The following is a 23,806-nucleotide window of genomic DNA, read 5'->3' as shown; positions in this document are numbered from 1 at the left end:
TTGCCCCTGGGCGTGTGACGGACACCCATGGGAAACGAGAGTCCGACCGAGGCCTGCGGCCGCTGCTCGATGACGACAGTCGTCGACGCGGCCGTCGACGAAGACGAGGGCCGCGACCCGTTCGGCGACGACCGTATCGAGGTCGAGGAGTCGGAGTTGACGCGAGTGAACCCCGTCGCGTGGACCCGCCGCGTCACCGCGCGGCTGAACGACGCGGTCGAACAGTTCGCGTACGGCCGGTGACCCGCAACGGGCGTTACGTTCATTTCCCCGTCCACCCAACTGGTCTGTAGGGAATGCGCCGGGACTACTTCGAACTGGACGTGTCGAACGTCGACTGGGTGGACGGCAGCGGCAGCCCCGAGAAGCCGAACGTCGCCATCGACTTCGCGGGGCCCGCCGACGAGCTCCGTGACCGACTCACTGACAACACGGGCGAACTCCTCGACGCCGAGGGGACGGACGCCGGCTTCCGGCTGACCGACGACGTGGACGACCCGGACGCCAGCGGCGTCGTCTCGGTCACGAACCGCATCACCGGGGACTTCGTCCTCGAACTCAACGTCGACGCCGAGGACGTGCTCCAGTTCGTCCGGGCCGCCCGCCGCTACGGCGAGTCCACGGACGACGGCGACGGCCGCTACCGCGTCGAGATTCGCGTCGACGACGGTGTACTCGCCGTCTACGAGAAAGCCACGTTCCTCGTCTACAGCAGCGACGGCGACCTCCTCCGCGGTCACAGTCTCATCCCGAGCGGCGTCGAACTCTGAGGCGCGCCGGGGCGGCCGCCCGGGCTGGTTCTGGAATAGGGATAGCTAAGTGCGCGGGCCCGCTGCCGTCGCCCATGGACCTCTTCGGGACGGCAGGCATCAGGGGGGACGCGGCCGAGACCGTCGACCCTGAACTGGCGCTGGCTGTCGGGACCGCGGCGGCGAGTGAGGCGCGCGACGGCGGCGACCGCGAGTTCGTCGTGTCGCGGGACGGCCGAGTGACCGGCCCGGCGCTCGCCGCGGCGGCGACGGCCGGCCTGGAGTCGGCGGGCGCTCGCGTCCTCAGAGCGGGCGTGCTGCCGACGCCGGCGCTCGCGTACGCCAGCCGAGGGCGGCGCGGCATCCAGCTCACGGCGAGCCACAATCCGCCGGAGGACAACGGCATCAAGCTGTTCGTGGACGGTGAGGAGTACGACCGCGACGCCGAGCGCGCCGTCGAGGCGAGCGTCGCGGACGGCGCGAGCTACGCGACCTGGGACGAGTGGGGCGACACGGAGTCACTCGACGTGCTCCCAGACTACCGGGCGGCCGTCACGGAGTACGCCAGCGAGCACGGTGCGCCGCTGGCCGGCCTCACCGTCGCCGTGGACTGCGGGAACGGCGTCGCCGCGCTCGCCACGCCGCAGGTGCTGCGGGCGCTCGGCGCGCACGTCGTCACGCTGAACGCGAACGTCGACGGCCACTTCCCCGGCCGGCCGAGCAAGCCGACACCGGAGACGGTCACCGACCTCCGGGAGTTCGTCGCGAACGGCGACGCCGCGTTCGGTATCGCCCACGACGGTGACGCCGACCGCATCGTGCTCGTCGACGGCGACGGCGACGTCGTCCACGAGGACACCGTCGTCGCCGTCCTCGCGGAGCACTACACGGACGCGAGCGACGCCGACGACCCCGTCGTGGTGACAACGCCGAACGCGAGCGCCCGCATCGACGAGCGCGTCGAGGCGGCCGGGGGTCGCGTCGAGCGCGTTCGACTCGGCGCGCTCCACGAGGGCATCGCCGCGGCGCGCGAGGACGGCGGCGACGTCGTGTTCGCGGCCGAACCCTGGAAGCACGTCCACACCGGGTTCGGGGGCTGGATAGACGGCGTGACCTCCGCGGCCATCCTGTCCCGGCTCGCGGCCGACGCCGGGGGGCTCGCGCCGCTCCGAGAGCCGGTCACGGAACGCCCGTACCGGAAGGTCAGCGTCGAGTGCCCCGACGACGAGAAAGCGGCGGTGATGGCCGCGCTCGGTGACGACCTCCCCGCGGCGTTCCCGGACGCCGACGTCGACACCGAGTACGGCGTCCGGCTGTCCTTCCCGGACGCTTCGTGGGTGCTCGTGCGGCCGTCCGGCACCGAACCCTACGTCCGCGTGTACGCCGAGAGCGAGGACGTCGACGACCTCGTCGAAGCCGCGGTCGGCGTCGTTCGGGACGCCGTTGAGGACGCGTGACGTTCACTCGGGACGGGACGGTGCGGGCCTATAGATGTCGATATCGCCGACGGTAGCTGGACAAAACGGCACGTTTATCACGAGTTCTCGCCCTGACTATTGGCAAGCATGGCCGAGTTCGATCGACGAAAATTCCTGAAGCTGACGGGGGGCACGGTTGGCGCATCACTACTCGCTGGCTGTACTGGCGGGGGCGGCGGCAGTGACAGTACGAAGGTCGGCATGGTGTACGCCACCGGCGGGCTCGGCGACGGGTCGTTCAACGACCAGGCCCAGCAGGGCCTCGAACAGGCAGAGGACGAGCTGGGCATCACGTACGAGGAGTCCCAGCCCGAGAGCAACTCCGACTTCGCGTCCGCCCAGCAGCAGTACGCACAGGACGGCAGCTTCGACCTCGTGAACTGCATCGGCTTCGCGCAGAAGGACGCGCTGACGACGAACGCGGAGGAGTTCCCGGACCAGAAGTGGACGCTCATCGACGAGACGGTCGACAGAGACAACGTCGCGAGCTACCGGTTCCGCGAGGAGACCGGCTCCTACCTCGTCGGCGAGATGGCGGGGATGCTCACGCAGCGGGACTTCAGTGCCGGCGCGGGCGCGACCGGTCAGGACACCAACGCCGTCGGGTTCGTCGGCGGCATCGAGTCCCCGCTCATCAAGAAGTTCGAGGCCGGCTTCAAGGCCGGCGCGAAGAGCGTCGACGGGGACATCGACGTGCTGTCGTCGTACGTCGGGAGCTTCAACGACCCGTCCGCGGGACAGTCCCAGGCGCGCTCGATGTACGACTCCGGTGCCGACATCGTCTACCACGCGTCCGGCGCGACCGGCGTCGGCGTCTTCCGCGCCGCACAGGACCTCGGGAAGTTCGCCATCGGCGTGGACCGCGACCAGTCCGTCACGCAGTCCGACTTCTCCGATGTCATCCTCGCGAGCATGGTCAAGCGAGTCGACACCGCCATCTTCGAAGCGGTCGAGGCGGTCGACAATGGTAACTTCAAGGGCGGCGAGACCACTCGACTCGGTCTCGACGACGACGGCGTCGCCGCGGTGTACGGCGACGAGCTCGGTTCGGAGATTCCCCAGGACGTCAAGGACACGATCTCCGAGACCCGGGACGAACTCATCGCGGGGGACATCGACGTTCCGACGGAACCCTAGTCGTATCGACCACCGACCGAACTGATGACTTCGATTTCCCTGTCGGGAATCACGAAGCGATTTCCCGGCGTTGTGGCCAACGACGACGTTACGCTGACCGTCGAGGAGGGCACCGTCCACGCGTTGCTCGGCGAGAACGGCGCTGGCAAGACGACGCTGATGAACGTCCTCTACGGCCTCTACGAGCCGGACGAGGGCACCGTCTCCGTGGGCGGTGTCGACCAGGACTTCGACTCGCCGCGGGACGCGATCGACGCGGGCATCGGGATGATTCACCAGCACTTCATGCTCGTGGACCCGATGACTGTCGCCGAGAACGTCGTCCTCGGCAACGAACCCCGGAAGTGGGGCGGGCTGCGCGTGGACCGGGACGCCGCCCGGGACGCCGTCGAGGACCTCTGTGACCGGTACGGCTTCGACGTGGACCCGGACGCGCGCATCGAGGACGTGAGCGTCGGCGTCCAGCAGCGCGTCGAGATTCTGAAGGCGCTGTACCGGGGTGCCGACGTCCTCATCCTCGACGAACCGACCGCAGTCCTCACTCCACAGGAGGTAGAGGACCTCTTCGACGTCCTCGGCGAACTCACCGCCGAGGGGAAGACCATCATCTTCATCACGCACAAGCTCGGCGAGGCGCTGCACGCTGCCGACGACGTGACCGTCCTCCGGGACGGCAAGAACGTCGGCTCGCTGCCCGCGGCTGACGCGACCCGCGAGGAACTCGCGGAACTGATGGTCGGACGCGAAGTCCTCCTGGACGTCGACGCCGACGCCGGAACGCCCGGCGACCCGGTCCTCGACGTGGCCGACCTGACAGTGACCGACGATGATGGCATCGACCGCGTCGCCGACGTGTCGATGACGATTCGGTCGGGCGAAGTGTACGGCATCGCCGGCGTGGACGGCAACGGACAGGCCGAACTCGTTGAGGCGATTACGGGGCTCCGCATCCCCGACGACGGCGCGGTGACCTTCGACGGCGAGGACGTGACCCGTGCGTCGCGTCGCCGCCACATCGAAGCGGGGATGGCGTACGTCCCCGAGGACCGCCACGAGCGTGGGCTCGTGATGGACTTCGACCTCGTCGCCAACGGCATCCTCGGCAGCCAGCACGACCCCGAGTTCGCGGAGGGCGGCCGCATCGACTGGCAGCGCTCCCGCGAGCACGCCACCGACATCGTGGACACCTACGACGTGCGGCCGGGCAACGCGGACGCCAACGCCGCGTCGCTGTCCGGCGGCAACCAGCAGAAGTTCATCGTGGGCCGCGAGTTCGAACGCGACCCCGACCTCGTCGTCGTCACCCACCCGACCCGCGGCGTCGACATCGGGTCGACGGAGTTCATCCGCGAGCGACTCCTGGAACTCCGCGACGACGGCGCGGCGGTGCTGCTGGTGTCGTCGAAACTCGACGAGGTGACGAGCCTCTCGGACCGGCTCGCGGTGATGTACGAGGGCACATTCATGGACGAAGTAGATCCCGACGACGTGACCGAAGAGGAACTCGGACTCCTGATGGCCGGGCAGCGGCCGGAGGAACGATGAGCGAGGACGCACGGTGGCGGAGTGCGCTCGCTCGGCTCGTCGACGCGTCGGTGAAAGAACGGCTCGTCATCAGCGTCGCGGCGCTCGTGCTCGCCGTCGCGGTCGGGTTCGTCATCGTCGCGCTCGCTGGTCTGGCGGCGTCCTGCACGCAGAAGGTCGCTATCCTCGGCGTGCAGACGCCGTCGTGTTACGACCCGTTCGCGGTCTACAGCGAACTGTTCCTCGGCGCTATCGGCCACCCCGAGCGGGTCCTCCTCGGCACCGGCACGTGGTCGCCGTTCGACTTCCGCGTCGCGTCCACGCTCCAGTCGACGACGCTGCTCGTGTTCACCGGGCTCGCCGTCGCGGTGTCGTTCCGCGCCGGCATGTTCAACATCGGTGTGCAGGGACAGATGGTGCTCGGGGCGCTCGGCGCTGCGCTCGCCACCGTCTACGTCGGCAAGGTCGTGCCCGCCGGCCTCATCGGTGCTGTCGTGCTGGTGCCGGTCGGCCTCGCCGCTGGCGCGCTCGCCGGCGGTCTCTGGGGGGCGCTCCCGGGCGCGCTGAAGGCGTACGCGGACGCCAACGAAGTCATCACCACCATCATGCTGAACTTCGTCGCCGCGAACCTCGCCTACGTCGTCGTCTCGACGTGGTTCACGCCCGCGGACAGCTCGCTCGTCCAGACCGCGACCATCCCCGCGGCCGCACAGATTCCGAACCTCCCGTTCGGGTTCGACCCGCGGAACAACTTCAGCCTCCTCGGACTGCTGTTCGCGGTCGCGCTCGTCGTCGGCATCGCGTACCTGCTCGCGCGCACCGCGTTCGGGTACGACCTGCGGACCAGCGGCGAGCAGCCGGAGGCCGCCGCCTACGGCGGCGTCGACGAGAAGCGCACGATGGTCGCGAGCATGGGTATCTCCGGGGCGCTCGGCGGCATCGGCGGCGCGATTCTCGTGATGATGGTCCAGGGGCGGTGGCTCGCGAACCTCCCGCAACTCGGGTTCGACGGCATCACCGTCTCGATTCTCGCGGGCAACAATCCGCTCGGTGTCGGGTTCGCCGCGCTCCTGTTCGGCGTGCTCAAGAGCGGGTCCGCGGCCATCGGGTTCGGGACGGACGTCCCGCCCGCACTCGTGGACGTCCTCCGCGGGCTCATCATCCTGTTCGTGGCGATGCCGGAGTTCTTCAGAATGCTCGGTGACCGCGTCGGTGTCGGAGGTGACGTGGATGCGTAAGCCCGAGCGGTCGACGATTGTGGCCGCTCTCGGCGTGCTCGCCGCGGCCGTCGCCGTGTTCGGCGTGCTGTTCCCCGACAGCGTCGCGGGCGAACTCGTCGACATCGCGTCCCGGCCCATCATGGCCGAAATCGCGCTCCGGCTCGCGGTCCCCATCACGCTCGCGGCGCTCGGCGGCATCTTCGCCGAGAAGTCCGGCGTCATCAACATCGGCCTCGAGGGGCTGCTCATCATCTCCTCGTTCACCGCCGTCCTCGTCGCGTGGGGGCTCGGCGGGAGCAGCGGCACCGCGCTGTGGACCGGGTTCGCAGGCGGCGTACTCGCGAGCGTGCTGCTCGCCGGGCTGTTCGCCGTGGTCTGCATCGAGTACGAGGCCGACCAGATTATCGCCGGACTCGCGGTGTGGCTGGTGGCACTGGGCCTCGCGCCGTTCGCGTCGTCGGTCGTGTTCGGCAACAAGAACACGGCGTCCATCAGCCGCTTCGGCGAGTGGACGGTCCCCGTCCTTCACGACGCGTTCGTGAACTCGGGCGTCCGGATTCTGGAGTACGTCGGACAGGTGTTGCTGCGCGCGAACCCCATCGTCTACCTGATGTTCGCCGCGGTCGCCGTGTCGTGGTACGTCCTCAACCACACCGCGTTCGGCCGGTGGGTCGAAGCGTCCGGCGAGAACCCCGACGCCCTCGACACTGCGGGCGTGAACGTCCACCGCGTTCGCTACGCGAGCGTCCTCATCTCGGGCCTGCTCGCGGGCATGGGTGGCGCTGCGCTGTCCATCGGCCACGTCGGGTCGTTCGTCGGGAACGGCACGACGATGATCGACGGCAAGGGCTTCATCGCCATCGCCACCTACCTGTTCGGGAACTACAATCCACTCGGGACGTTCGGCGCGGCGATACTGTTCTCCGGGCTGGAGTCCCTCCAGATCGGCATCCAGCAGTTCACGCCCTACGAAATCCCCTCGCAGTTGATTCAGCTCATCCCGTACGCGACTGTCGTCGTCGTGCTCGTGCTCGTCGGCCGGACTCGGATTCCGGACGCGGCCGGTGAGTACTACGAGTCCGGCGAAGACCGCTGACTGCCTCCGGGAGTTTCGACGGACGCTGCGTTCGATTCTGCGCTCTCTGGAGCGGGGGACTCTTGTCGGTCGTCCGACTCCGGGACAGTATGGACGATTCCGAGTTGCTCGCCGCCGCCCGAGACGCGACCGAGAACGCCTACGTGCCGTACTCCGAGTACGAGGTCGGCGCAGCACTGCTGACCGCCGACGGCGACGTGTTCACGGGCTGCAACATCGAGAACGCGAACTACTCGAACAGCCTCCACGCGGAGGAAGTGGCCGTCGGGAAGGCGGTGTCCGCGGGGCACGACGAGTTCGCGAAGCTCGTCGTCACGTCCAGCGAGCGGGACGCCGTGACGCCCTGCGGGATGTGTCGGCAGACGCTCGCGGAGTTCTGTGACGACGACGTCCCCGTGCTCTGTGACGACGGCGACGACTTCGTGCGGTACACCGTCGGCGAACTCATTCCGGACACCATCTCACCGGCCACGCTGGGGAAGTAAGGCAGAAGTATCAATACGACAACTATATCGGCAGTGGGACCGAGAAGGCTCCATGAGCCTCATCTCGGAGGTTACTCTCTCGGTCCCCATCATCTTCTTCGAGGACGCCTTCGACCGCGAACCGGACGCGGTCTGGACACTCGAAGCCGCACACGACCTCACCGACGACTCCGGTGGCACCTACTACGTCAGCTTCTGGTGGCTGACCGGCTGTCCCGCACCCGACTTCGAGGCCGCGCTCGACGCGGACCCCACAGTCCGATGCACTCGACAGGTCTGCAGCCTCAACGACCGAACCCTCTTCCGGGTCAAGACAGTCTCGTTCCCTCCCGAGCAGCCGTTACTGGTGCCCACGCTGCGCGCCCACGACGCGACCCACATCGACGCGACGCGGGACGCCGAGGGCCTCCACGTCCGCGCTCGGTTCCCCGACCGCGACGCCCTCAACGCCTTCCTCGACGCCGCCGAAGCGGTCGGCCGTCGCGCCGACGTCCACCGGCTGTACGCGGCGGAGAGCGGTCCGGCCGACAGCCACGACCTGACGGAGCGCCAGCGCGCCGCCCTCGAACTCGCCCACGAACGCGGCTACTACGAGACGCCCAGCGAAGTCACGCTGGAGGCGCTCGCCGAGGAGTTCGGCGTCACCCCGCAGACGCTCTCCCGACACCTCCGCGTCGCCGTCGAGAAAGTGGTCGCCGACGCGGTCCGCCCCGGGACGCCGCGACTTCAAGACCCTTCCCAGTAAGCCACACCACAGAACCACCGACGCCGTCCACGTATCGACGGCGTGACAGGGAGCGATCGCGGAGACGGAGAGTGCCGGACACTGCGGGAGAGCACCGGAGGACGACGAGATGGGTGACGGAGACGACGCGCTCGATCGCGCGCTCGACGCGCTCGGCGACCGGTACCGGCGGCGACTGCTGGCGCGCCTCCACGACGCCGCGCCGTCGGTCGGAGTCCGAGTCACGGACGTTGACAGCGACGACGTGCCGCCCAACGTCCACCACGTCCACCTCCCGAAGCTCGAACAACACGGGTACGTCGAGACGACCTACGACTCGCAGCTCGCGTACCGGGGCGACGACTTCGGCGAGGTCGCGGCAGTGATGCGCGTCCTCGAATCGAACGCCTCGGAGTTCCCGGGCGACTGGCCGTAGCGCCGGTGGACTCCGGGACGGACGAACGACAAGGCATTTTGTTCGGGCATCCCGAACGCAGGGCCATGCCGGGAACCAGCGAGGACCCGAACGACGAGGTCCAGTACCACATCGAAGTCTCCGAGGGCGACGTCGCCGACGCCGTGCTCCTGCCGGGCAATCCCGAACGCCTCGACAAGATTACGCCGCTGTGGGACGACCACGAGGAGCGCGCCTACCACCGCGAGTACCGCACCGCGACCGGCACCTACGACGGGACGCCAATCTCCGTCACGTCGACGGGCATCGGGTCGCCGTCGGCGGCCATCGCCGTCGAGGAGCTCGCGCGCGTCGGCGCGGACACCTTCATCCGCGTCGGGTCGTGTGGCGCACTCCAGCCGGAGATGGACCCCGGCGACCTTGTCATCACCCGCGGTGCCGTCCGGCAGGAGGGGACCAGCGACGAGTACGTCCGCGAGGACTACCCCGCGGTCGCGGACCACGAGGTCGTCGCCGCGCTCGTCGCGGCCGCCGAACGCCTCGGCCACGACTACCACGTCGGCCTCACGATGAGCTCTGACTCCTTCTACGCCGGCCAGGGCCGCGACGGCTTCGAGGGGTTCCGCGCACCGGGCGCGGAGACGATGCTCGACGAACTCCGGGACGCGAACGTGAAGAACATCGAGATGGAGGCCGCCGCCATCCTCACGCTCGCGAACGTCTACGGGCTGCGCGCGGGCGCGGTCTGCTCGGTGTTCGCGAACCGCGAGACCGGCGAGTTCCGCACCGAGGGCGAGTCCGTCGCCGCCGAGACGGCGAGCCTCGCAGTCCACCTGCTCGCGAAGATGGACCAGGTGAAAGCCGACGCCGGCGTCGACAAGTGGCACGCCGGCCTCAGCCTGGACTGACCAGGGTCGCACCCGCACCGCGCGGCTGGATGGCCCCGGCTACTCCGTCGGTAAGCCGGCCTTACGCGAAACGGCTTTAGTTCGCGAAGTTAGTTTCCGGACTGTCATGTGCGACGTCGAAGGCACCTTCCGAGCCCTCCAGCACCCGCGGCGGCGACACGCCCTCGACTGCGTCCGGACCCACCAGTCGATCGCGCTCGCCGACCTCGCAGAACTCGTCCTCGAACGAGAGACGGGAACGAACGCCAGCGACCACGACGCCGAGCGCGTCAGCAGAGTGTACTTCTCCCTGTACCACACCCACCTCCCCGTACTGCAGGACGCATCGCTCGTCCGCTACGAGCAGGACGCCGACATCGTCGGCATCCGCGACGGTGCCGCCCAGTCCCTCCAGTGCGCCCGAGAGACCCTCGAATCGCTGCTGAGCGCGTGAGCGACCGACGCGGCCGGAAAACTTCCCGGTCGTATCGCAACTCACCCACAGCCTCGCCCGTCGACTGGTGCCCGTCCGGGCCTCGCAGGACTCGTGTCACCTAGCCACGCACAATCGTCGTGGCGGCCGCCGTCGCTTCAACGAGACGCCACTAAGTTCGCGAGCGCGCTTCCGCTGGCGGTCGACTGCTCTCTCACGGTGCCGTCTGCGAACGCGGCAAGCGATTCGACTGACAGGCGTTCGTCGGCGAAGTCGTCGATGCCGGCGGCTACCAGACCTACGACTGACAGACAGAAACAGCAGCGGCCCGAGTACTGCCGCGTTACAGGGCGTCCCAGGCCTTCATCGCGCGCTTCCAGTCGGTGATCTTCGCGATCCAGCGCGCCGCCGCGCCCTTCTTCAGGACCTTCGCCGGCAGGCTGTTGAACGTCCGAACCGGCGCGGAGATTCCGTTCATCTCGACCTCGTGGGCGATGGCCGTCTCGCCGATGGACACCAGCGTTCCCTGGTCCTCGTACGTCCACGTCTGCAGCGGGCGACCCTGGCTGGCGCGCACGACGTTCTCGGCGGCGACGTCGGCGGCCTGCCAGGCGGCCTGCGCGGTCGGCGGCGCGACCTCGTCGTCGCCCTGCGAGACCATCGAACAGTCACCGATGGCGAACACGCGCTCGTCCTCGGTCTGGAGCGTCGACTCCGCCTGCAGTCGGTTGTGCTCCGCGTCCAGATCGACCTCGCCGAGTTCGCTCGGTCCGGTGACGCCGCCGGTCCAGAGGAACACGTCGTAGTCGATGCTGTCCCGCTCGTCGAACTCCAGGCTGTCCTCGGTCGCCGCCGTGATGGGGTCGTCCGTGAGGATGTCCACGCCAGCGTTCTCCAGGCGGTGACGGAGCGCGCCCTGGATTTCGCTGTCGCCCGGCGGGAAAATCTCGGGCAGCGCCTCGACGAGCGTTACGTCGATGGGGGCGTTGTGGCGGTCGCGGAACTCCGCAATCTCGCCCGCGCTCTGGATGCCGGACAGCCCGGCACCGCCGACGACAATCTGCGCGCGGTCCTCGCGGGTCGCCTCGCGGGCCGCCTCCCGCACCTGCTCGTGGATTTCGAGGGCGTCGTCGAGGCTCTTCAGCGTGAGCGGGTGTTCGCCCATCCCGTCGATGCCGTAGGTCGCCGTCTCGGAGCCGATGCCGACGACCAGGTAGTCGTAGTCGATGGCGTCGCTCTCGTCGAGTTCCACGACGCGCTCGTCGGTGTCGATGTCGACGACGCTGTCGTGGACGAACTCCGTGCTCCGGGACTTGATGTCCTCGACGGGAATCGTGACCTTCTCCCGGACGCCGGGGTCCCGGATGATGCGGTGGGCCTCGTGGAGCACGAGGTGGTAGTCGGTCTCGGACACCCAGACGAGTTCGGCGTCGCTACCGAGTTCGTCCTCGAGTTTCGAGACCGCGCCTGCACCGGCGTACCCTGCACCGAGAACGACGACTCTCGTTGTCATAGAGAGAAATCGGACTGCCGATGATACAAAGGCTGCGATAGCGGCTCAGTGCGCGGGCTCGCCGGCCGGTGCCTCCATCGAGTCGATCTTCAGAATGAGGATACCCTTCGAGTCGTCTTTCCCGTCGACTGTCCCCTCGACCCTGAGCTTCGACAGCGGGGTCGGCCCGACCACAACCGAGTCGCCCTCGTGGAAGCCCCGCACCGACCCGCGGAGGTGGACTTCGGCCCGGCAGAGTTCGGGGTGGTGGACGCTCGTCAGATTGATCTCCTTGACGTTCACCTCGGTAGCGTCCTCGCCGTCGTGCGTGACCGGGACCTCGGCAGCGCTGTCGAGTTGCTGGATGTCGAGTGCCTCGTAGGCGTCGACGGTGGGCTTGTATCCACCCTTCGGGCCGGGGACGCCCTCCACTAGCTGGAGGGCTTTCAGGCTCTGCATCTGGTTCCGGATGGTTCCGGGGTTGCGGTCGACCTCCTCGGCGATGGCTTCGCCTTTCACAGCCGTCTCCTCCTGCGTGTACCGGTCTACGAGCGCCCGGAGGACGGTCTTCTGGCTGGAGGTCAGTTCTATCGATGACATGGAGCCGATTTCGCGCGAGACGCACTTCAAACCCCCGATGGGGCGGGAACTGTCTTCCACTCGCGGTGCGTTGTCGCGGGCGAATCAGTCCGGGAATCCGGCCGGTCACCCGCGAACGTCGCCTTCGAGTGTCGCTACCGGTCGCCGGACAGCGACCGCAGCGGAACCGGCCGAGTGGTCGCAGCCGAACGACAGGTCACGCCGACCGGTCGTCGTCGTGCAGCGGGTCGACTGGGACGACCTGAAGGCCGTGGTCCGTGTCCAGGACTGCGGCCTCGATGTCGAAGACGTCCGCCAGCAGCTGTGTCGTGATCGTCGACTCGGGCGCGCCCCGAGCGTACACCGACCCGTCTTTCAGCGCGACGACGTGGTCCGCGTACCGCGCGGCTTGCCCGATGTCGTGGAGGACGAGAACGACCGTCGTGTCGCTCTCGTCACGCAGCGTCTCCACGACCTGCATCACTTCCAGTTGGTGGTGGGGGTCGAGGAACGTCGTGGGCTCGTCGAGGAGCAACACGTCCGTCTCCTGAGCGAGCGCCATCGCAATCCACACCAGCTGTTTCTGGCCGCCGCTGAGACTCCCGACGTCGCGTTCCCGGAGGTGGTCGATTCCAGCCATCTGGATGGCTCTGTCGACCGCCCGCCGGTCCTCGTCTGTCAGCGACTCGAAGAAGCCACAGTGCGGATACCGGCCGCGTTCGACGAGGTCGGCGACCGAGATTCCCTCCGGTGTGGCGTGCTCCTGCGAGAGCAACCCGAGCTTCCGGGCGAGTGCTTTCGTGCCCATCGTGTCGATGGCGTCTCCATCGAGGACGACCGTTCCGTCGCTCGGGTCCAGCTTGTTCGCGAGCCCCTTGAGTAGAGTGCTCTTTCCGCTGCCGTTCGGGCCGATGAGTGCGGTCACGCCGTCTGGCGGGACCGCGATGGATTCACCGTCGATGACCGGCGTCTCCATCCCCGGATAGCCGACGACGAGGTCCGTCCCGCGCAGTCCCACAGCCGACTCCGCGTCGGCCGTCGCGTCGGACGTGGGCTCCTCTGACTTGGCTCCGCCGGACTTCCGGTCTCGTTTCGAGTGTGTTGGGTTCTCGCTGGTCATTACACCGCACCGAGGTTCTCTTTTTTCCGCATCAGGTAGAGGAAGTACGGGCCACCGACGAGACCGGTGATAATCCCGACCGGTAACTGGACTGGGCTGAGCGCGAGGCGTGCGCCGACGTCCGCACCGACCAAGAGCGCGGGTCCGAGGAACAGGCAGCCGACCAAGAGCCGGCGGGAGTCACTACCGACGATGTTTCGCACCATGTGCGGGACAATCAGTCCGACGAACCCGACGAGGCCCGCAACGGCTATCGCGGCGGCTGTCGAGAGAATGGCGATGCCGGCGACGGCGAACCGGACTGTCTCTACGGGCATTCCGAGCGACTCCGCCGTTTCCTCTCCGAGCAGCAGCACGTCGAGTTCTCGTGTCACGACGAACGCCAGCACCATCGCGAGCAGAGTGAACGGCAACGCGAGCCGGACCTGTGCCCAGTCCGTCCCCAGCAGCGACCCGGAGAGCCAGGTCTGGGCGGACATGACGACACCGAGGTTGTCGATGAAGAAGAACAGCGCCCGCTGGACCGAGCTGAAGACGGTTCCGACCACGACGCCGGCGAGGACGAGTCGGACCGGACTCGTCCCGTTCTTCCACGCGATGGCGTAGACGAGCAGGAACGCGGCTCCGCCCCCGAGCGCCGCGAGCACCGGCATCACGGGCATGAGCCCGGAGAACATCGTGAGCGTGAGGAGGACGACGAGGCCGGCTCCGTCGCTCACTCCGAGGATGTACGGGCTCGCGAGTTCGTTTCTGGTGATGATCTGGAAGATTGCGCCCGACACTGCGAGGTTCGCACCGACGAGGACGCCGACGAGGACGCGCGGCAGGCGGATGTTCCAGACGATGAGCTGCCGGCGCGAGAGCCACCCCGGAATGTCGTCACCGAGGAGGAACGCACGCCACACGTCTGGACTCAACAGCACCTCGGTGTCGAACACCGTGTGCCAGGCCTCGCCGAGCGTCAGCGGGAACGCACCGAAGCTCACCTGCAGGAGCGCCGCACCGACGAGAACCGCGAGGCTCCCGAGCGCGACGACGGCGAGCTTCGAGTTCTCGTACCAGTCGCCCCACGCGCTGTGGCGCGTCGCGAGTCCGTCGAGTAGCTTCGCCATCGGTGTTCAGAGAGTCCCGTTGATGATGTCCGAGAGCCGCTGCCGGTCGAAGAGCCGCTCGCCTTCGGGGACGGCTCCGACCGACCCGGGCCACTCGCCGAACGAGTCGGGGTACACCATCTTCGCGAGGGCCTCCGTGGAGAACAGGTCGACAATCGGGCCCATGAACTGTCCACCCGTCCGGACGAGATTCCGGTTCTGGACGGCAGTCAAGCTCTGTCCGTTCTCGTTGCCCTCGAAGGGTTCGACCACGGTACTCACGAACTCCTCGCGCGTCAGGGACGTGAGGCCGCCGACGGCACCGATGTAGTCCGGGTCGACGCGAAGCAGTTCTTCGTACCCGATGGGGCCGTCGGGAACGTCGTCTTCGAACGCGTCTCTCATGCCGAGCCGTCGGTAGGTCAGGGTGTTGTTCTGGAGCGGGTCGAGTGGCGCGATACGGAACTGTCCCGAGTCGGGACGGACACCGCGCCAGATTGCGGCGACCGACGGTCGGTCTCCTTCCGGCGGGAGTCCGTCGCGAATCGTCTGCATGAACTCGTCGTGGAAGGACTGCCAGGCGTCGAAGCGCTCCTGCCGTTGGAAGATTTTTGCGGCCTTCTCGAACGCGCCGTAGAGGTCGTAGTAGGGGCCGTTGTCGGTCACCGACGAGGAGGCGAACCGGATACTCGACCCTAGGAACGGTCCCGCGCCGTTCTCGATCTCCTCGATGTCGGCGTCGTTCCAGTTGGCGTAGAACTTCAGCATCTGCGGGTCGATGAGGTGTACGTCGCAGTCGGCAGCGTAGAAGTTCTCTTTGTCGTAGCCGGACTCCGAGTCGGACGCCAGTTTCGTGACGGCGTCCGCGTCGAAGGAGACGTCCGGAAGCTGGTCGTAGTACTTCAGGGGCGCGCGCTTGAGACTCGCAGTTGCCGACGGCTGAATCCCGAGTGCCATCCCGATGTCCATCCAGACACTGGGAATCGCTGCGTACGTCTCCGGGACCGACTCGAACGTGTACGGGTCGTTCGGCTTCACCTCGACTGTGTACGGAGTCGAGCCGTCTGTGGCTTCGTCGCCGGTGCTCGTCTCCGGGGACTTGGTAGTCGACTCTGGCGTACTCTGAGATTCGCCGCTGGTACCGCTACAGCCGGCGAGACTGGTTGCGATGAGACTAGCGGTGCCTGCGAGTAGCTGGCGCCTTCGTGGCATGTGTTTTAGGCATACCTAAAACAACTTAGTGATTCTCGCTGTTCGAACCGACACGGGCCGAACAGTGTTCACGACGCAATTAGACAACACAGCGTGTACACGCCATCACTCCACGCCGTCCGCGCGCTCGCTGAGCGGTACCGCACGACTGCGGTACTCACCGACGACACGGTCTGCCCACGCTAGCACGTCTGGATGGGTACACGAGATGATGTCGAAGCCATCCCGCTGGTCTCTGTCGACCGTCAGAAACACCGTCTCGTCGATGCGGTCGACCGTACACGGAATCTGTTCGTCGAGACTGTAGTAGACCGTGGACTCGGTAACGGATTCGATGTGCTGCCACCTGGCGCGCAGCGACGGATCACGGAGCATCGTCGCTGTGACAGCCGAGTCGAATACGACCCGGACCTCCGAATCGGTGCCCTGTTCGAGTTCCTGTTCGTGCGCGTACATCGGCAGAGACGTGAACGTCCCGACAAGTGACTCACACGAGCGTGCATCACTGAGTGCGTTCGCGACGACGCGAGCGGCCGCCAGCGGGTCCGCACTCTCGCCGTGAACGTGTTCGCCGTCGACGAGACACTGGAGGTCGAAGTCGAACCAGTCAGTCGGCAGCCGCGACACCAGGTCGGGGTACGCCTTCCCGACCGACATCGTCCCCAGTAACTCCGTGAAGTCGCGGTGGACCAGCTCTCCGAAGGTCGTCAGTTCGTACGCGCGGTCGACACTCGTTCGCCGAGCGAACCCCCGGTCTTCGAGGTCCCCCAGAATGCGGCTCAACGTCACTCGTGTCGCATCCGTTCGGTCGAGAATCTCGTCCCGGGAGCGAGCGCCGTCGGACAGCAAATCGAGGACGCGCAGCCGATGCTCCGAGCGGGCGAGGAACGCGACGGACTCCACTGCTTGCTCGGGGAACTGGTCGCGCTCTCTGCCTCTCGTCTGTTGCCCTGGGTTCTCGACTGTCATCCGTCACCCGCAGTAGTTTAGGCCTGCCTAAACTACTTTCCACTCCGCGCTCCACGACGGTCCGCCGCGAACGCGCTCGGCATCAGTATCGTTTTGCCATCGACCACACCACCAACCAGTATGAACGACAACCGCGTGCTGGTCACTGGTGGTGCTGGATTCATCGGCTCGAACCTCGCGAACCACCTCGCCAGCGAAGGCAACGACGTCGTGGCGCTGGACGACTGCTATCTCGGCACACCGGAGAACCTCGACGACGACGTCGAGTTCGTCGAGGGCGACGTGCTCGACGACGACCTGCCGACGGACGTCGACGTCGTCTACCACCTCGCCGCGCTCTCCAGCCGGCAGATGCTCGAAGAGAACCCCCGGCGGGGTGCCCGGGTGAACGTCGAGGGATTCGTGAACGTCGTCGAGCAAGCGCACGCCGACGGCTGCGACACGGTCGTCTACGCCTCCACGTCGTCGGCGTACGGCAGCCGCACCGAGCCCACGCCCGAGGACACGGACATGGAAGCCTCGACGGGGTACGACGCGTCGATGCTCGGCCGCGAGCGCTACGGCGAGTACTACAACGACTTCTACGACGACCTCACGTGTGCTGGGATGCGCTTTTTCTCCGTCTACCAGGGTTACGGCGGCAGCGAGGGCCACAAAGGCGAGTACGCCAACACCGTCTCCCAGTTCACCGAACAGATTGCGAACGGTGAATCGCCCGTCCTCTGGGGCGACGGCAGCCAGACCCGGGACTTCACGCACGTCTCGGACATCGTCGCCGGCCTCGAACTCGCGGCCGACCACGACCTCGCTGGGGTGTACAACCTCGGCACGGGTGACGCGTATTCGTTCAACGAGATGGTCGACCTCATCAACGAGACGCTCGGCACCGACGTCGAACCGGAGTACGAGCCGATTCCGCTGAAGAACTACGTCCACGACACCTGCGCCGACTACAGCCGCATCCACGACGCCACCGGCTGGGAGCCCACAATCGCCTTCGAGGAAGGCGTCGAGTTGGTCTGCGAGCCCTACCTCGACGACTGACCGACCGGCCGTCTCTCAGCGGTACGTGAACGAGATGTCGACGAGTTTCGTGACGAGCAGCGTCGACGCGACCAGCGTCCCACCGGTCGCCAGTCCCAGACCGCCGCCCGCCGCGAACATGAACCGGTACCCCGGTGGCGCGTTGAGGTAGACGTAGGTCGCGACGGAAGTGACGGCGAGCAGCGGCGCGACGTATGCGAGCCACTGGACGAGGGTCAGCCGCCGCAGGTCCCCGTAGCTTCGCCCGTGCGACACCTTGAGGGTGAGGAGGAACCACGTGAACCAGACGGCGACATCCCGCGTGATGTGTTGTACTTCTCGGAGGGCGGACATACCACCCTGTCTGCGCTCTTCGTACAAAATTGTGATGCCGACACAGGACTCACTAGCGGTGTGACGACCGAGCCGAACCGGTGGAATCTAAGGCCCGGTCGCTGTACTCCGCGTTGTGTCTCGAACTGTCCACGTCATCGGAGCGCCGATGGACTACGGTGCGGACCGACGCGGCGTCGACATGGGACCGTCGGCCATCCGCTACGCGGACCTCGCCGACGAACTCGCTGCCGCCGACGTCGACGCCGTCGACGCCGGCGACCTGCTCGTCCCTCGCGCCGAGGAACGCGACCCCGGCGACGAATCCGCGAAGTTCCTCCCCGAAATCGAGGACCTCTGCACCCGGCTCGCCGACGAAGTCGCGGACGCCATCGACTCCGGCCACACCCCGCTCGTGCTCGGTGGCGACCACGCCGTCGCCATCGGCTCGCTCGCCGGCACCGCCCGCGACGCCGACGTCGGCACCATCTGGTTCGACGCTCACGGCGACTACAACACGCCCGAGACCTCGCCCAGCGGGAACGTCCACGGCATGCCGCTGGCCGCCGCGCTCGGCGAAGGCCGCTTCGCCGCCGAGGAGTGGGCGAACGCCCGCGGCCTCCGCGAGGAGAACATCGTCTACGTCGGCCTCCGCACGCTCGACGAGAGCGAACGCGACGCCATCCGCGACAGCGACATGACCGCCTACACCATGCGGGACATCGACGAACGAGGCATCACGGCCGTCGTCGACGACGCCCTCGACACCGCCACCGACGGCGTCGACGGCATCCACGTCTCCTTCGACGTGGACTGGCTCGACCCCGACGAAGCTCCCGGTGTCGGCACCCCGGTCCGCGGCGGCGCGACCTACCGCGAAGCCCACGCCGCCCTCGAAACCGTCGCCGAACGCGACCGCGCCGACGACATCCTCCGCAGCATGGACCTCGTCGAAGTCAACCCCATCCTCGACGAATCCAACCGCACCGCCGACATCGCCGCCGAACTCGCCGCCAGCGCGCTCGGCAAACGCATCCTCTGAGGGACCTTTTGCCCTGCGTGGGGCGCGCGAAGCGCGCCCCACTCGGCAAAAGCTACGCTAAAAGCACTTCTCGCTCCCGCTGGTCGCTCGTCGGCCTGCGCTCACTCGTGGCTCACGGCTCGCGATGCTCGCCGTTCGCACAAACCGAGGCGTTCGCTACGCTCACGCCTCGCACCGCTCACTCGCGCAGCGAACCGCGTCGCTCGGGTTCTTCGAACCGCTCGCTCGCGGATGCTAGCCTCGAAGAAAATTCGGTGGGGCGTTACTCGTCGTCGTCCGCGTCTTCGTCGTCCGTCTCCGTGGGGTTGTAGACCGAGACGCCGGCGACTTCGTCGCCCTCGTCGACTGCCATGATTTTGACGCCTTTCGTGTTCCGGCCGACCGTCGAGATTTCGTCGACGGGCATCCGGATGATCTGGCCGTCCTCGCTCATCACGACGAGGTTGTCGTCGTCGGCGACCGTGTCGATGGAGACCACGTCGCCGTTCCGGTCGCCGGTCTTGATGTCCACCAGCCCCTTCCCGTTCCGGGACTGGGCGCGGTACTCCGAGAGCCGCGTCCGTTTCCCGTAGCCGAACTCGGTGACGGTCAGCAGGCTGCGGTCGTCCTCGGGCTCGACGTCAGCAACGCCGGCGACCCGGTCGTCGCCTTCGAGGTCCATGCCGCGGACACCACGGGCGTTGCGGCCCATCGGCCGGACGTCGTTCTCGTCGAATCGAATCGCCATCCCCGCCTCGCTGCCGAGGATGACGTCGTGGCTGCCGTCCGTGACTTCTACGTCGGCGAGTTCGTCGCCGTCCTCGAGGTCGATGGCGATGATGCCCGTCGAGAGGATGTTCCCGAACTCGCCCACGCTCGTCCGCTTCACGTAGCCGTCGCGGGTCGCCATTGTGAGGTACTCGTCGTCGGCCTCGAAGTCGAGGTCGTCGTCGGTGACGACCGCCGACAGCTCCTCGTCGTCGTCGAGGTCGATGAGGTTCACCGCGGACGTGCCCCGTGCAGTCCGGGACATCTCCGGCACCTGGTAGACCTTCAGCCGGTAGACCTGGCCCTGGTTCGTGAAACACAGGAGGTAGTCGTGCGTGCTCGCGGTGAACACCGTCGACACCCGGTCGCCGTCTTTCAGGTCGGAGCCGATGATGCCCTTGCCGCCGCGGTGCTGGGCGTCGAACGTCTCGGCCGGCACGCGCTTGATGTAGTCGCCCTCGGTGAGCACGACCACCACGTCCTCCTCGGGGATGAGGTCCTCGTCGTCGACGGTCCCCGTGTCCTCGATGAAGGAAGTGCGGCGCTCGTCGGCGTACTGCGCCTTGATCTCCTGCAGTTCGTCCTTGATTACGTCCAGCAGCTCCTGCTCGCTGCCGAGAATCTCTTCGAGGCGCTCGATGCGCGCCGAGACGTCCTCGTACTCGGACTCGATCTCCGCGGCTTCCATCGACGTGAGGCTGCCGAGTTGCATCCGGACGATGTGGTCGGCCTGGTCCTGCGAGAAGCCGAACTCCGACTTGAGGACCTCCTTCGCGTCGTCGCGGTCCTCGGCGTTCTGGATGAGTTCGACGACGTCGTCGGCGTTCTCCAGCGCCTTCAGGCGGCCTTCGAGGATGTGCGCGCGGTCCTCGGCCTCCGCCAGGTCGTGTTCGCTGCGGCGGCGCACGACCTCCTTGCGGTGGCTGACGTACTCCGCGAGCATCTCCTTCAGCGTGAGTACCTTCGGCTCGCCGTCGACGAGCGCGAGGTTGATGACGCTGAACGTCTTCTCGAGGTGGCTCTCCAGCAGGCGGTTCTCCACGACGTCCGTGTTCGCCTTCCGTTTGAGGTCGATGACGACGCGGACGCCGTTCCGGTCGGACTCGTCTCGGAGGTCCGTGATGCCCTCGAGCTTGCCGTCCTTGACGTCCTCGGCGATGCGCTCGACGAGCTTCGACTTGTTCTGCTGGTACGGCAGCTCCGTGATGACGATGGAGTCCTTCTTGCCGTCGCTCTCGACGTGGTACTCGGCGCGCATCCGGACGCGACCGCGGCCCGTCTGGTAGGCCTCCTTGACGTCCGAGCGGCCGACGATATTCGCTGCCGTCGGGAAGTCGGGCCCCTTCACGTGGTCCATCAGGTCGACGACCGTACAATCCGGGTTGTCGATGAGGTGGATGGTGGCGTCGATGACTTCCCCGAGGTTGTGCGGCGGGACGTTCGTCGACATCCCGACCGCGATGCCGGACGAGCCGTTCACGAGGAGGTTCGGGAACGCAGACGGGAGGACGGTCGGCTCGGTCAGGCGGTCGTCGTAGTTCGCCTGGAAGTCGACCGTGTCCTTCTCGATGTCCGTCAGCAGTTCCTCCGCGATGGGGGCCATCCGGGCCTCCGTGTACCGCATCGCCGCGGCCGGGTCGCCGTCGACACTGCCGAAGTTCCCCTGGCCGTCCACCAGCGGGTACCGCATCGAGAAGTCCTGGGCCATCCGGACCAGCGCGTCGTAGATGGGGGAGTCGCCGTGCGGGTGGTAGTCCCCCATCGTGTCCCCGACGATGTTCGAGGACTTCCGGTGGCTCGACCCGCTGGTCACGCCGGACTCGTGCATCGCGTAGAGGATGCGCCGGTGGACCGGCTTGAGGCCGTCCCGGACGTCCGGGAGCGCGCGACCCGCGATGACGCTCATCGCGTAGTCGATGTACGACTGCTCCATCTCCTCGTCCACGCGCACGTTCTTCACTCGGTCCGCCACGTCGTCGGGTACGTCAGGTGATTCCGAACTCATGTCAGATGTCCACCCACTCTGCGTCGCCGGCGCGCTCCTGGATGAACTGTTTGCGCGGCCCGACGGCGTCCCCCATCAGCACGGAGAACATCTTGTCGGCCGCCGCCGCGTCCTCGACGGTGATGCGCTTGAGAATCCGGTTCTCGGGGTCCATCGTCGTGTCCCAGAGCTGCTGGGGGTTCATCTCGCCGAGGCCCTTGAATCGCTGGACCTGGGTCGGGTTCCCGTTGCACTTCTCCTCGATGATCTGTTCGCGTTCGGCCTCCGTCATCGCGTCGTAGGTGTCCCCGCGGTACCGGATGCGGTACAGCGGCGGCTGGGCGGCGTAGACGTTGCCGGCCTCCAGCAGCGGCTTCATGTGCCGGTAGAAGAACGTCAGCAGGAGCGTCCGGATGTGAGCGCCGTCGACGTCCGCGTCCGTCATCATGATGATCTTCTCGTAGCGGAGTTCGTCGATGTCGAACTCGTCGCCGATGCCGGTGCCGAGCGCCGTGATGATGTGCCGGAGTTCGTCGTGTTCGAGGATGCGGTCGAGGCGGTGTTTCTCGACGTTCAGAATCTTCCCGCCGAGCGGCAGGATGGCCTGGAACTCGGGGTTCCGGCCCTGTTTCGCGGAGCCGCCCGCGGAGTCGCCCTCGACGACGAACAGCTCGGCGTCCTCGGGGTCCTTGCTCTGGCAGTCGGCGAGCTTCCCGGGGAGGCTCGTGGAACCGAGCGCGGACTTCCGGCGCGTGAGCTCCTCGGCCTTCTTCGCGGCTTTCCGGGCCTTCGCAGCCTCGACGCCCTTCCGGACGACGGCCTCCGCGGTGTCCGGGTTCTCCTCGAAGTACGTGCCGAGGCCGTCGTTGACGGTCCGCTCGACGATGCCCCGGACCTCGCTGTTGCCGAGCTTGGTCTTCGTCTGCCCCTCGAACTGCGGGTCCGGGTGCTTGATCGAGATGACCGCCGTCAGTCCCTCGCGGATGTCTTCGCCCGTGAGGTTCTCGCCGTCGAGCTCCGAGAGCAGATTGTGCTCGTTCGCGTAGTCGTTGACGGTGCGTGTCAACGCCGTCTTGAACCCTGTGAGGTGGGTGCCGCCCTCGCGGGTGTTGATGTTGTTCGCGAAGGCGTGCGTCGAGGACTGCACGTCCTCGGACGCCTGCATCGCAATCTCGACGTGGATGTCGTCTTCCTCCGCCTGGAAGTAGACGACGTCGTCGTGGAGCGCGTTCCGGGTCTCGTTGAGGTACTCGACGAACTCCCGGATGCCGCCCTCGTACTCGAAGGTCGACTGCGTCTCGTCGTCGCCGCGCTCGTCCGTGAGCGTGATTTCGACACCGGAGTTCAGGAAGGCGAGCTCCCGGAGCCGGTTCTCCAGCGTGGAGAAGTCGTACTCCGTCGTCTCGAAGATGTCGCTGTCGGGCCGGAACCGGATGAGCGTACCCGTCTCGTCGCTGTCTCCGATGCGTTCGAGGTCCGTCACGGGCTCGCCGTACTCGAACTTCTCCCGGTACTGCTCGCCGTTCCGGGAGACTTCGACGGCGAGGCGCTCGGAGAGCGCGTTCACGACGGAGACGCCGACGCCGTGCAGGCCACCCGAGACCTGGTAGGACTTCGCGTCGAACTTCCCGCCGGCGTGCAGGACGGTGAGGATGACTTCCACCGCGGGCCGGTCGTACTCCTCGTGGGTGTCGACCGGGATGCCGCGGCCGTCGTCCTCGACGCTCACCGAGCCGTCCTCGTGGAGCGTCACCTCGATGCTGTCGCAGTACCCGGCCAGTGCCTCGTCGATGGAGTTGTCCACGACCTCGTAGACGAGATGGTGGAGGCCGCGAGCGTCGGTGGACCCGATGTACATCGCCGGCCGTTTCTGGACGGCTTCGAGGCCCTCCAGAACCTGAATTTGGCCAGCGCTGTACTCACTTTGGTCAGACATGAACGTTGCACCGTGGTAGACGCCCCGACGGTAAAAAAGCCTCGCACGCGTGCGTGCGTGCGAATCGCAGTAACGGAGGCCGGAATTCCCGAGTGTCGGCGTCCGAGCGTTCCGGGCAGACCACCCCGGA

The 23,806-nt window shown here is 67.1% G+C and carries 23 protein-coding genes; 14 read left to right on the top strand and 9 right to left on the bottom strand.

The features are described 5' to 3' along the window. The first annotated feature begins 27 nt into the window (after nt 1-27). The 12 genes from BMW35_RS02875 to BMW35_RS02820 all read left to right on the top strand — a co-directional run bounded on the left by BMW35_RS02875 (nt 28) and on the right by BMW35_RS02820 (nt 10,169). The gene (locus BMW35_RS02875) at nt 28-243 is read left to right on the top strand and encodes a DUF8007 family protein (protein ID WP_089667897.1); all 216 of its coding nucleotides are present in this window, start codon (nt 28-30) and stop codon (nt 241-243) included. Nucleotides 244-296: 53 nt separating this feature from the next. After that, nucleotides 297-770: a DUF5793 family protein gene (locus BMW35_RS02870; RefSeq protein WP_089667896.1), complete on the top strand. Its 474-nt coding sequence runs from the start codon at nt 297-299 to the stop codon at nt 768-770. A 74-nt stretch (nt 771-844) separates the two neighbouring features. Beyond that, nucleotides 845-2,206, top strand: a complete 1,362-nt coding sequence (locus tag BMW35_RS02865) for a phosphohexomutase domain-containing protein (RefSeq protein ID WP_089667895.1) — start codon at nt 845-847, stop codon at nt 2,204-2,206. Nucleotides 2,207-2,314: 108 nt separating this feature from the next. Beyond that, nucleotides 2,315-3,364: a BMP family lipoprotein gene (locus BMW35_RS02860; RefSeq protein ID WP_089667894.1), complete on the top strand. Its 1,050-nt coding sequence runs from the start codon at nt 2,315-2,317 to the stop codon at nt 3,362-3,364. Nucleotides 3,365-3,388: 24 nt separating this feature from the next. Then, nucleotides 3,389-4,909, top strand: a complete 1,521-nt coding sequence (locus tag BMW35_RS02855; protein WP_089667893.1) for an ABC transporter ATP-binding protein — start codon at nt 3,389-3,391, stop codon at nt 4,907-4,909. Beyond that, nucleotides 4,906-6,126, top strand: coding sequence for an ABC transporter permease (locus tag BMW35_RS02850; RefSeq protein WP_089667892.1), 1,221 nt, complete (start codon nt 4,906-4,908; stop codon nt 6,124-6,126). Before BMW35_RS02855 ends, BMW35_RS02850 begins: the two co-directional genes overlap by 4 nt. Continuing rightward, complete coding sequence (locus BMW35_RS02845) at nt 6,119-7,204, top strand: ABC transporter permease (protein WP_089670327.1); 1,086 nt, start codon at nt 6,119-6,121, stop codon at nt 7,202-7,204. The genes BMW35_RS02850 and BMW35_RS02845 overlap by 8 nt, the downstream gene beginning before the upstream one ends. A gap of 89 nt (nt 7,205-7,293) precedes the next feature. Continuing rightward, nucleotides 7,294-7,689 (top strand): cytidine deaminase, encoded by a 396-nt coding sequence (gene cdd, locus BMW35_RS02840; protein ID WP_089670326.1) that lies wholly within the window; start codon nt 7,294-7,296, stop codon nt 7,687-7,689. 52 nt (nt 7,690-7,741) lie between these two features. After that, a complete protein-coding gene (locus tag BMW35_RS02835) occupies nt 7,742-8,434 on the top strand; it encodes a helix-turn-helix domain-containing protein (protein ID WP_089667891.1) in 693 nt (230 codons plus the stop codon). A 109-nt stretch (nt 8,435-8,543) separates the two neighbouring features. Then, nucleotides 8,544-8,849: a hypothetical protein gene (locus BMW35_RS02830; RefSeq protein WP_089667890.1), complete on the top strand. Its 306-nt coding sequence runs from the start codon at nt 8,544-8,546 to the stop codon at nt 8,847-8,849. A 65-nt stretch (nt 8,850-8,914) separates the two neighbouring features. Continuing rightward, entirely contained in the window at nt 8,915-9,736 is an 822-nt protein-coding gene (locus tag BMW35_RS02825; RefSeq protein ID WP_089667889.1) for a nucleoside phosphorylase, read from the top strand. Between the two features lie 106 nt (nt 9,737-9,842). After that, entirely contained in the window at nt 9,843-10,169 is a 327-nt protein-coding gene (locus BMW35_RS02820; RefSeq protein ID WP_089667888.1) for a DUF7344 domain-containing protein, read from the top strand. A gap of 322 nt (nt 10,170-10,491) precedes the next feature. Here BMW35_RS02820 and BMW35_RS02815 read toward each other — a convergent pair whose 3' ends face one another. From BMW35_RS02815 to BMW35_RS02790, 6 genes are all read right to left on the bottom strand, one after another. Continuing rightward, complete coding sequence (locus BMW35_RS02815) at nt 10,492-11,661, bottom strand: NAD(P)/FAD-dependent oxidoreductase (protein ID WP_089667887.1); 1,170 nt, start codon at nt 11,659-11,661, stop codon at nt 10,492-10,494. Between the two features lie 45 nt (nt 11,662-11,706). Beyond that, nucleotides 11,707-12,240: an Rrf2 family transcriptional regulator gene (locus BMW35_RS02810; RefSeq protein WP_089667885.1), complete on the bottom strand. Its 534-nt coding sequence runs from the start codon at nt 12,238-12,240 to the stop codon at nt 11,707-11,709. A gap of 196 nt (nt 12,241-12,436) precedes the next feature. After that, nucleotides 12,437-13,339 carry an ABC transporter ATP-binding protein gene (locus tag BMW35_RS02805; protein WP_089667883.1) on the bottom strand — a complete coding sequence of 301 codons (903 nt, stop codon included), beginning with the start codon at nt 13,337-13,339 and terminating at the stop codon, nt 12,437-12,439. Continuing rightward, nucleotides 13,339-14,451 carry a FecCD family ABC transporter permease gene (locus tag BMW35_RS02800; RefSeq protein ID WP_089667881.1) on the bottom strand — a complete coding sequence of 371 codons (1,113 nt, stop codon included), beginning with the start codon at nt 14,449-14,451 and terminating at the stop codon, nt 13,339-13,341. Before BMW35_RS02800 ends, BMW35_RS02805 begins: the two co-directional genes overlap by 1 nt. A gap of 6 nt (nt 14,452-14,457) precedes the next feature. After that, nucleotides 14,458-15,642 carry an ABC transporter substrate-binding protein gene (locus BMW35_RS02795; protein WP_089667879.1) on the bottom strand — a complete coding sequence of 395 codons (1,185 nt, stop codon included), beginning with the start codon at nt 15,640-15,642 and terminating at the stop codon, nt 14,458-14,460. A gap of 105 nt (nt 15,643-15,747) precedes the next feature. Beyond that, a complete protein-coding gene (locus tag BMW35_RS02790) occupies nt 15,748-16,611 on the bottom strand; it encodes a helix-turn-helix transcriptional regulator (protein WP_245708120.1) in 864 nt (287 codons plus the stop codon). A 120-nt stretch (nt 16,612-16,731) separates the two neighbouring features. On the opposite strand from BMW35_RS02790, the gene BMW35_RS02785 reads away from it, so the two are divergent. Beyond that, entirely contained in the window at nt 16,732-17,655 is a 924-nt protein-coding gene (locus tag BMW35_RS02785) for an NAD-dependent epimerase/dehydratase family protein (protein ID WP_089667877.1), read from the top strand. A 15-nt stretch (nt 17,656-17,670) separates the two neighbouring features. Here BMW35_RS02785 and BMW35_RS02780 read toward each other — a convergent pair whose 3' ends face one another. Continuing rightward, the gene (locus tag BMW35_RS02780) at nt 17,671-17,988 is read right to left on the bottom strand and encodes a hypothetical protein (RefSeq protein ID WP_089667876.1); all 318 of its coding nucleotides are present in this window, start codon (nt 17,986-17,988) and stop codon (nt 17,671-17,673) included. 115 nt (nt 17,989-18,103) lie between these two features. Between BMW35_RS02780 and rocF the strand changes: the two genes are divergently transcribed. Next, entirely contained in the window at nt 18,104-19,009 is a 906-nt protein-coding gene (gene rocF, locus BMW35_RS02775; protein ID WP_089667874.1) for an arginase, read from the top strand. A 262-nt stretch (nt 19,010-19,271) separates the two neighbouring features. On the opposite strand, the gene gyrA is transcribed toward rocF, so the two are convergent. Together gyrA and gyrB are read right to left on the bottom strand one after the other, a co-directional pair. Further along, nucleotides 19,272-21,761 carry a DNA gyrase subunit A gene (gene gyrA, locus BMW35_RS02770; protein ID WP_089667872.1) on the bottom strand — a complete coding sequence of 830 codons (2,490 nt, stop codon included), beginning with the start codon at nt 21,759-21,761 and terminating at the stop codon, nt 19,272-19,274. A 1-nt stretch (nt 21,762) separates the two neighbouring features. Then, nucleotides 21,763-23,676 carry a DNA topoisomerase (ATP-hydrolyzing) subunit B gene (gyrB, locus tag BMW35_RS02765; protein WP_089667870.1) on the bottom strand — a complete coding sequence of 638 codons (1,914 nt, stop codon included), beginning with the start codon at nt 23,674-23,676 and terminating at the stop codon, nt 21,763-21,765. Between the last annotated feature and the right edge of the window lie 130 nt (nt 23,677-23,806).

Source organism: Halobacterium jilantaiense, from assembly GCF_900110535.1.
In the GTDB taxonomy this organism is placed as follows: domain Archaea; phylum Halobacteriota; class Halobacteria; order Halobacteriales; family Halobacteriaceae; genus Halobacterium; species Halobacterium jilantaiense.
This window is presented reverse-complemented; position numbering and strand designations above follow the sequence as displayed.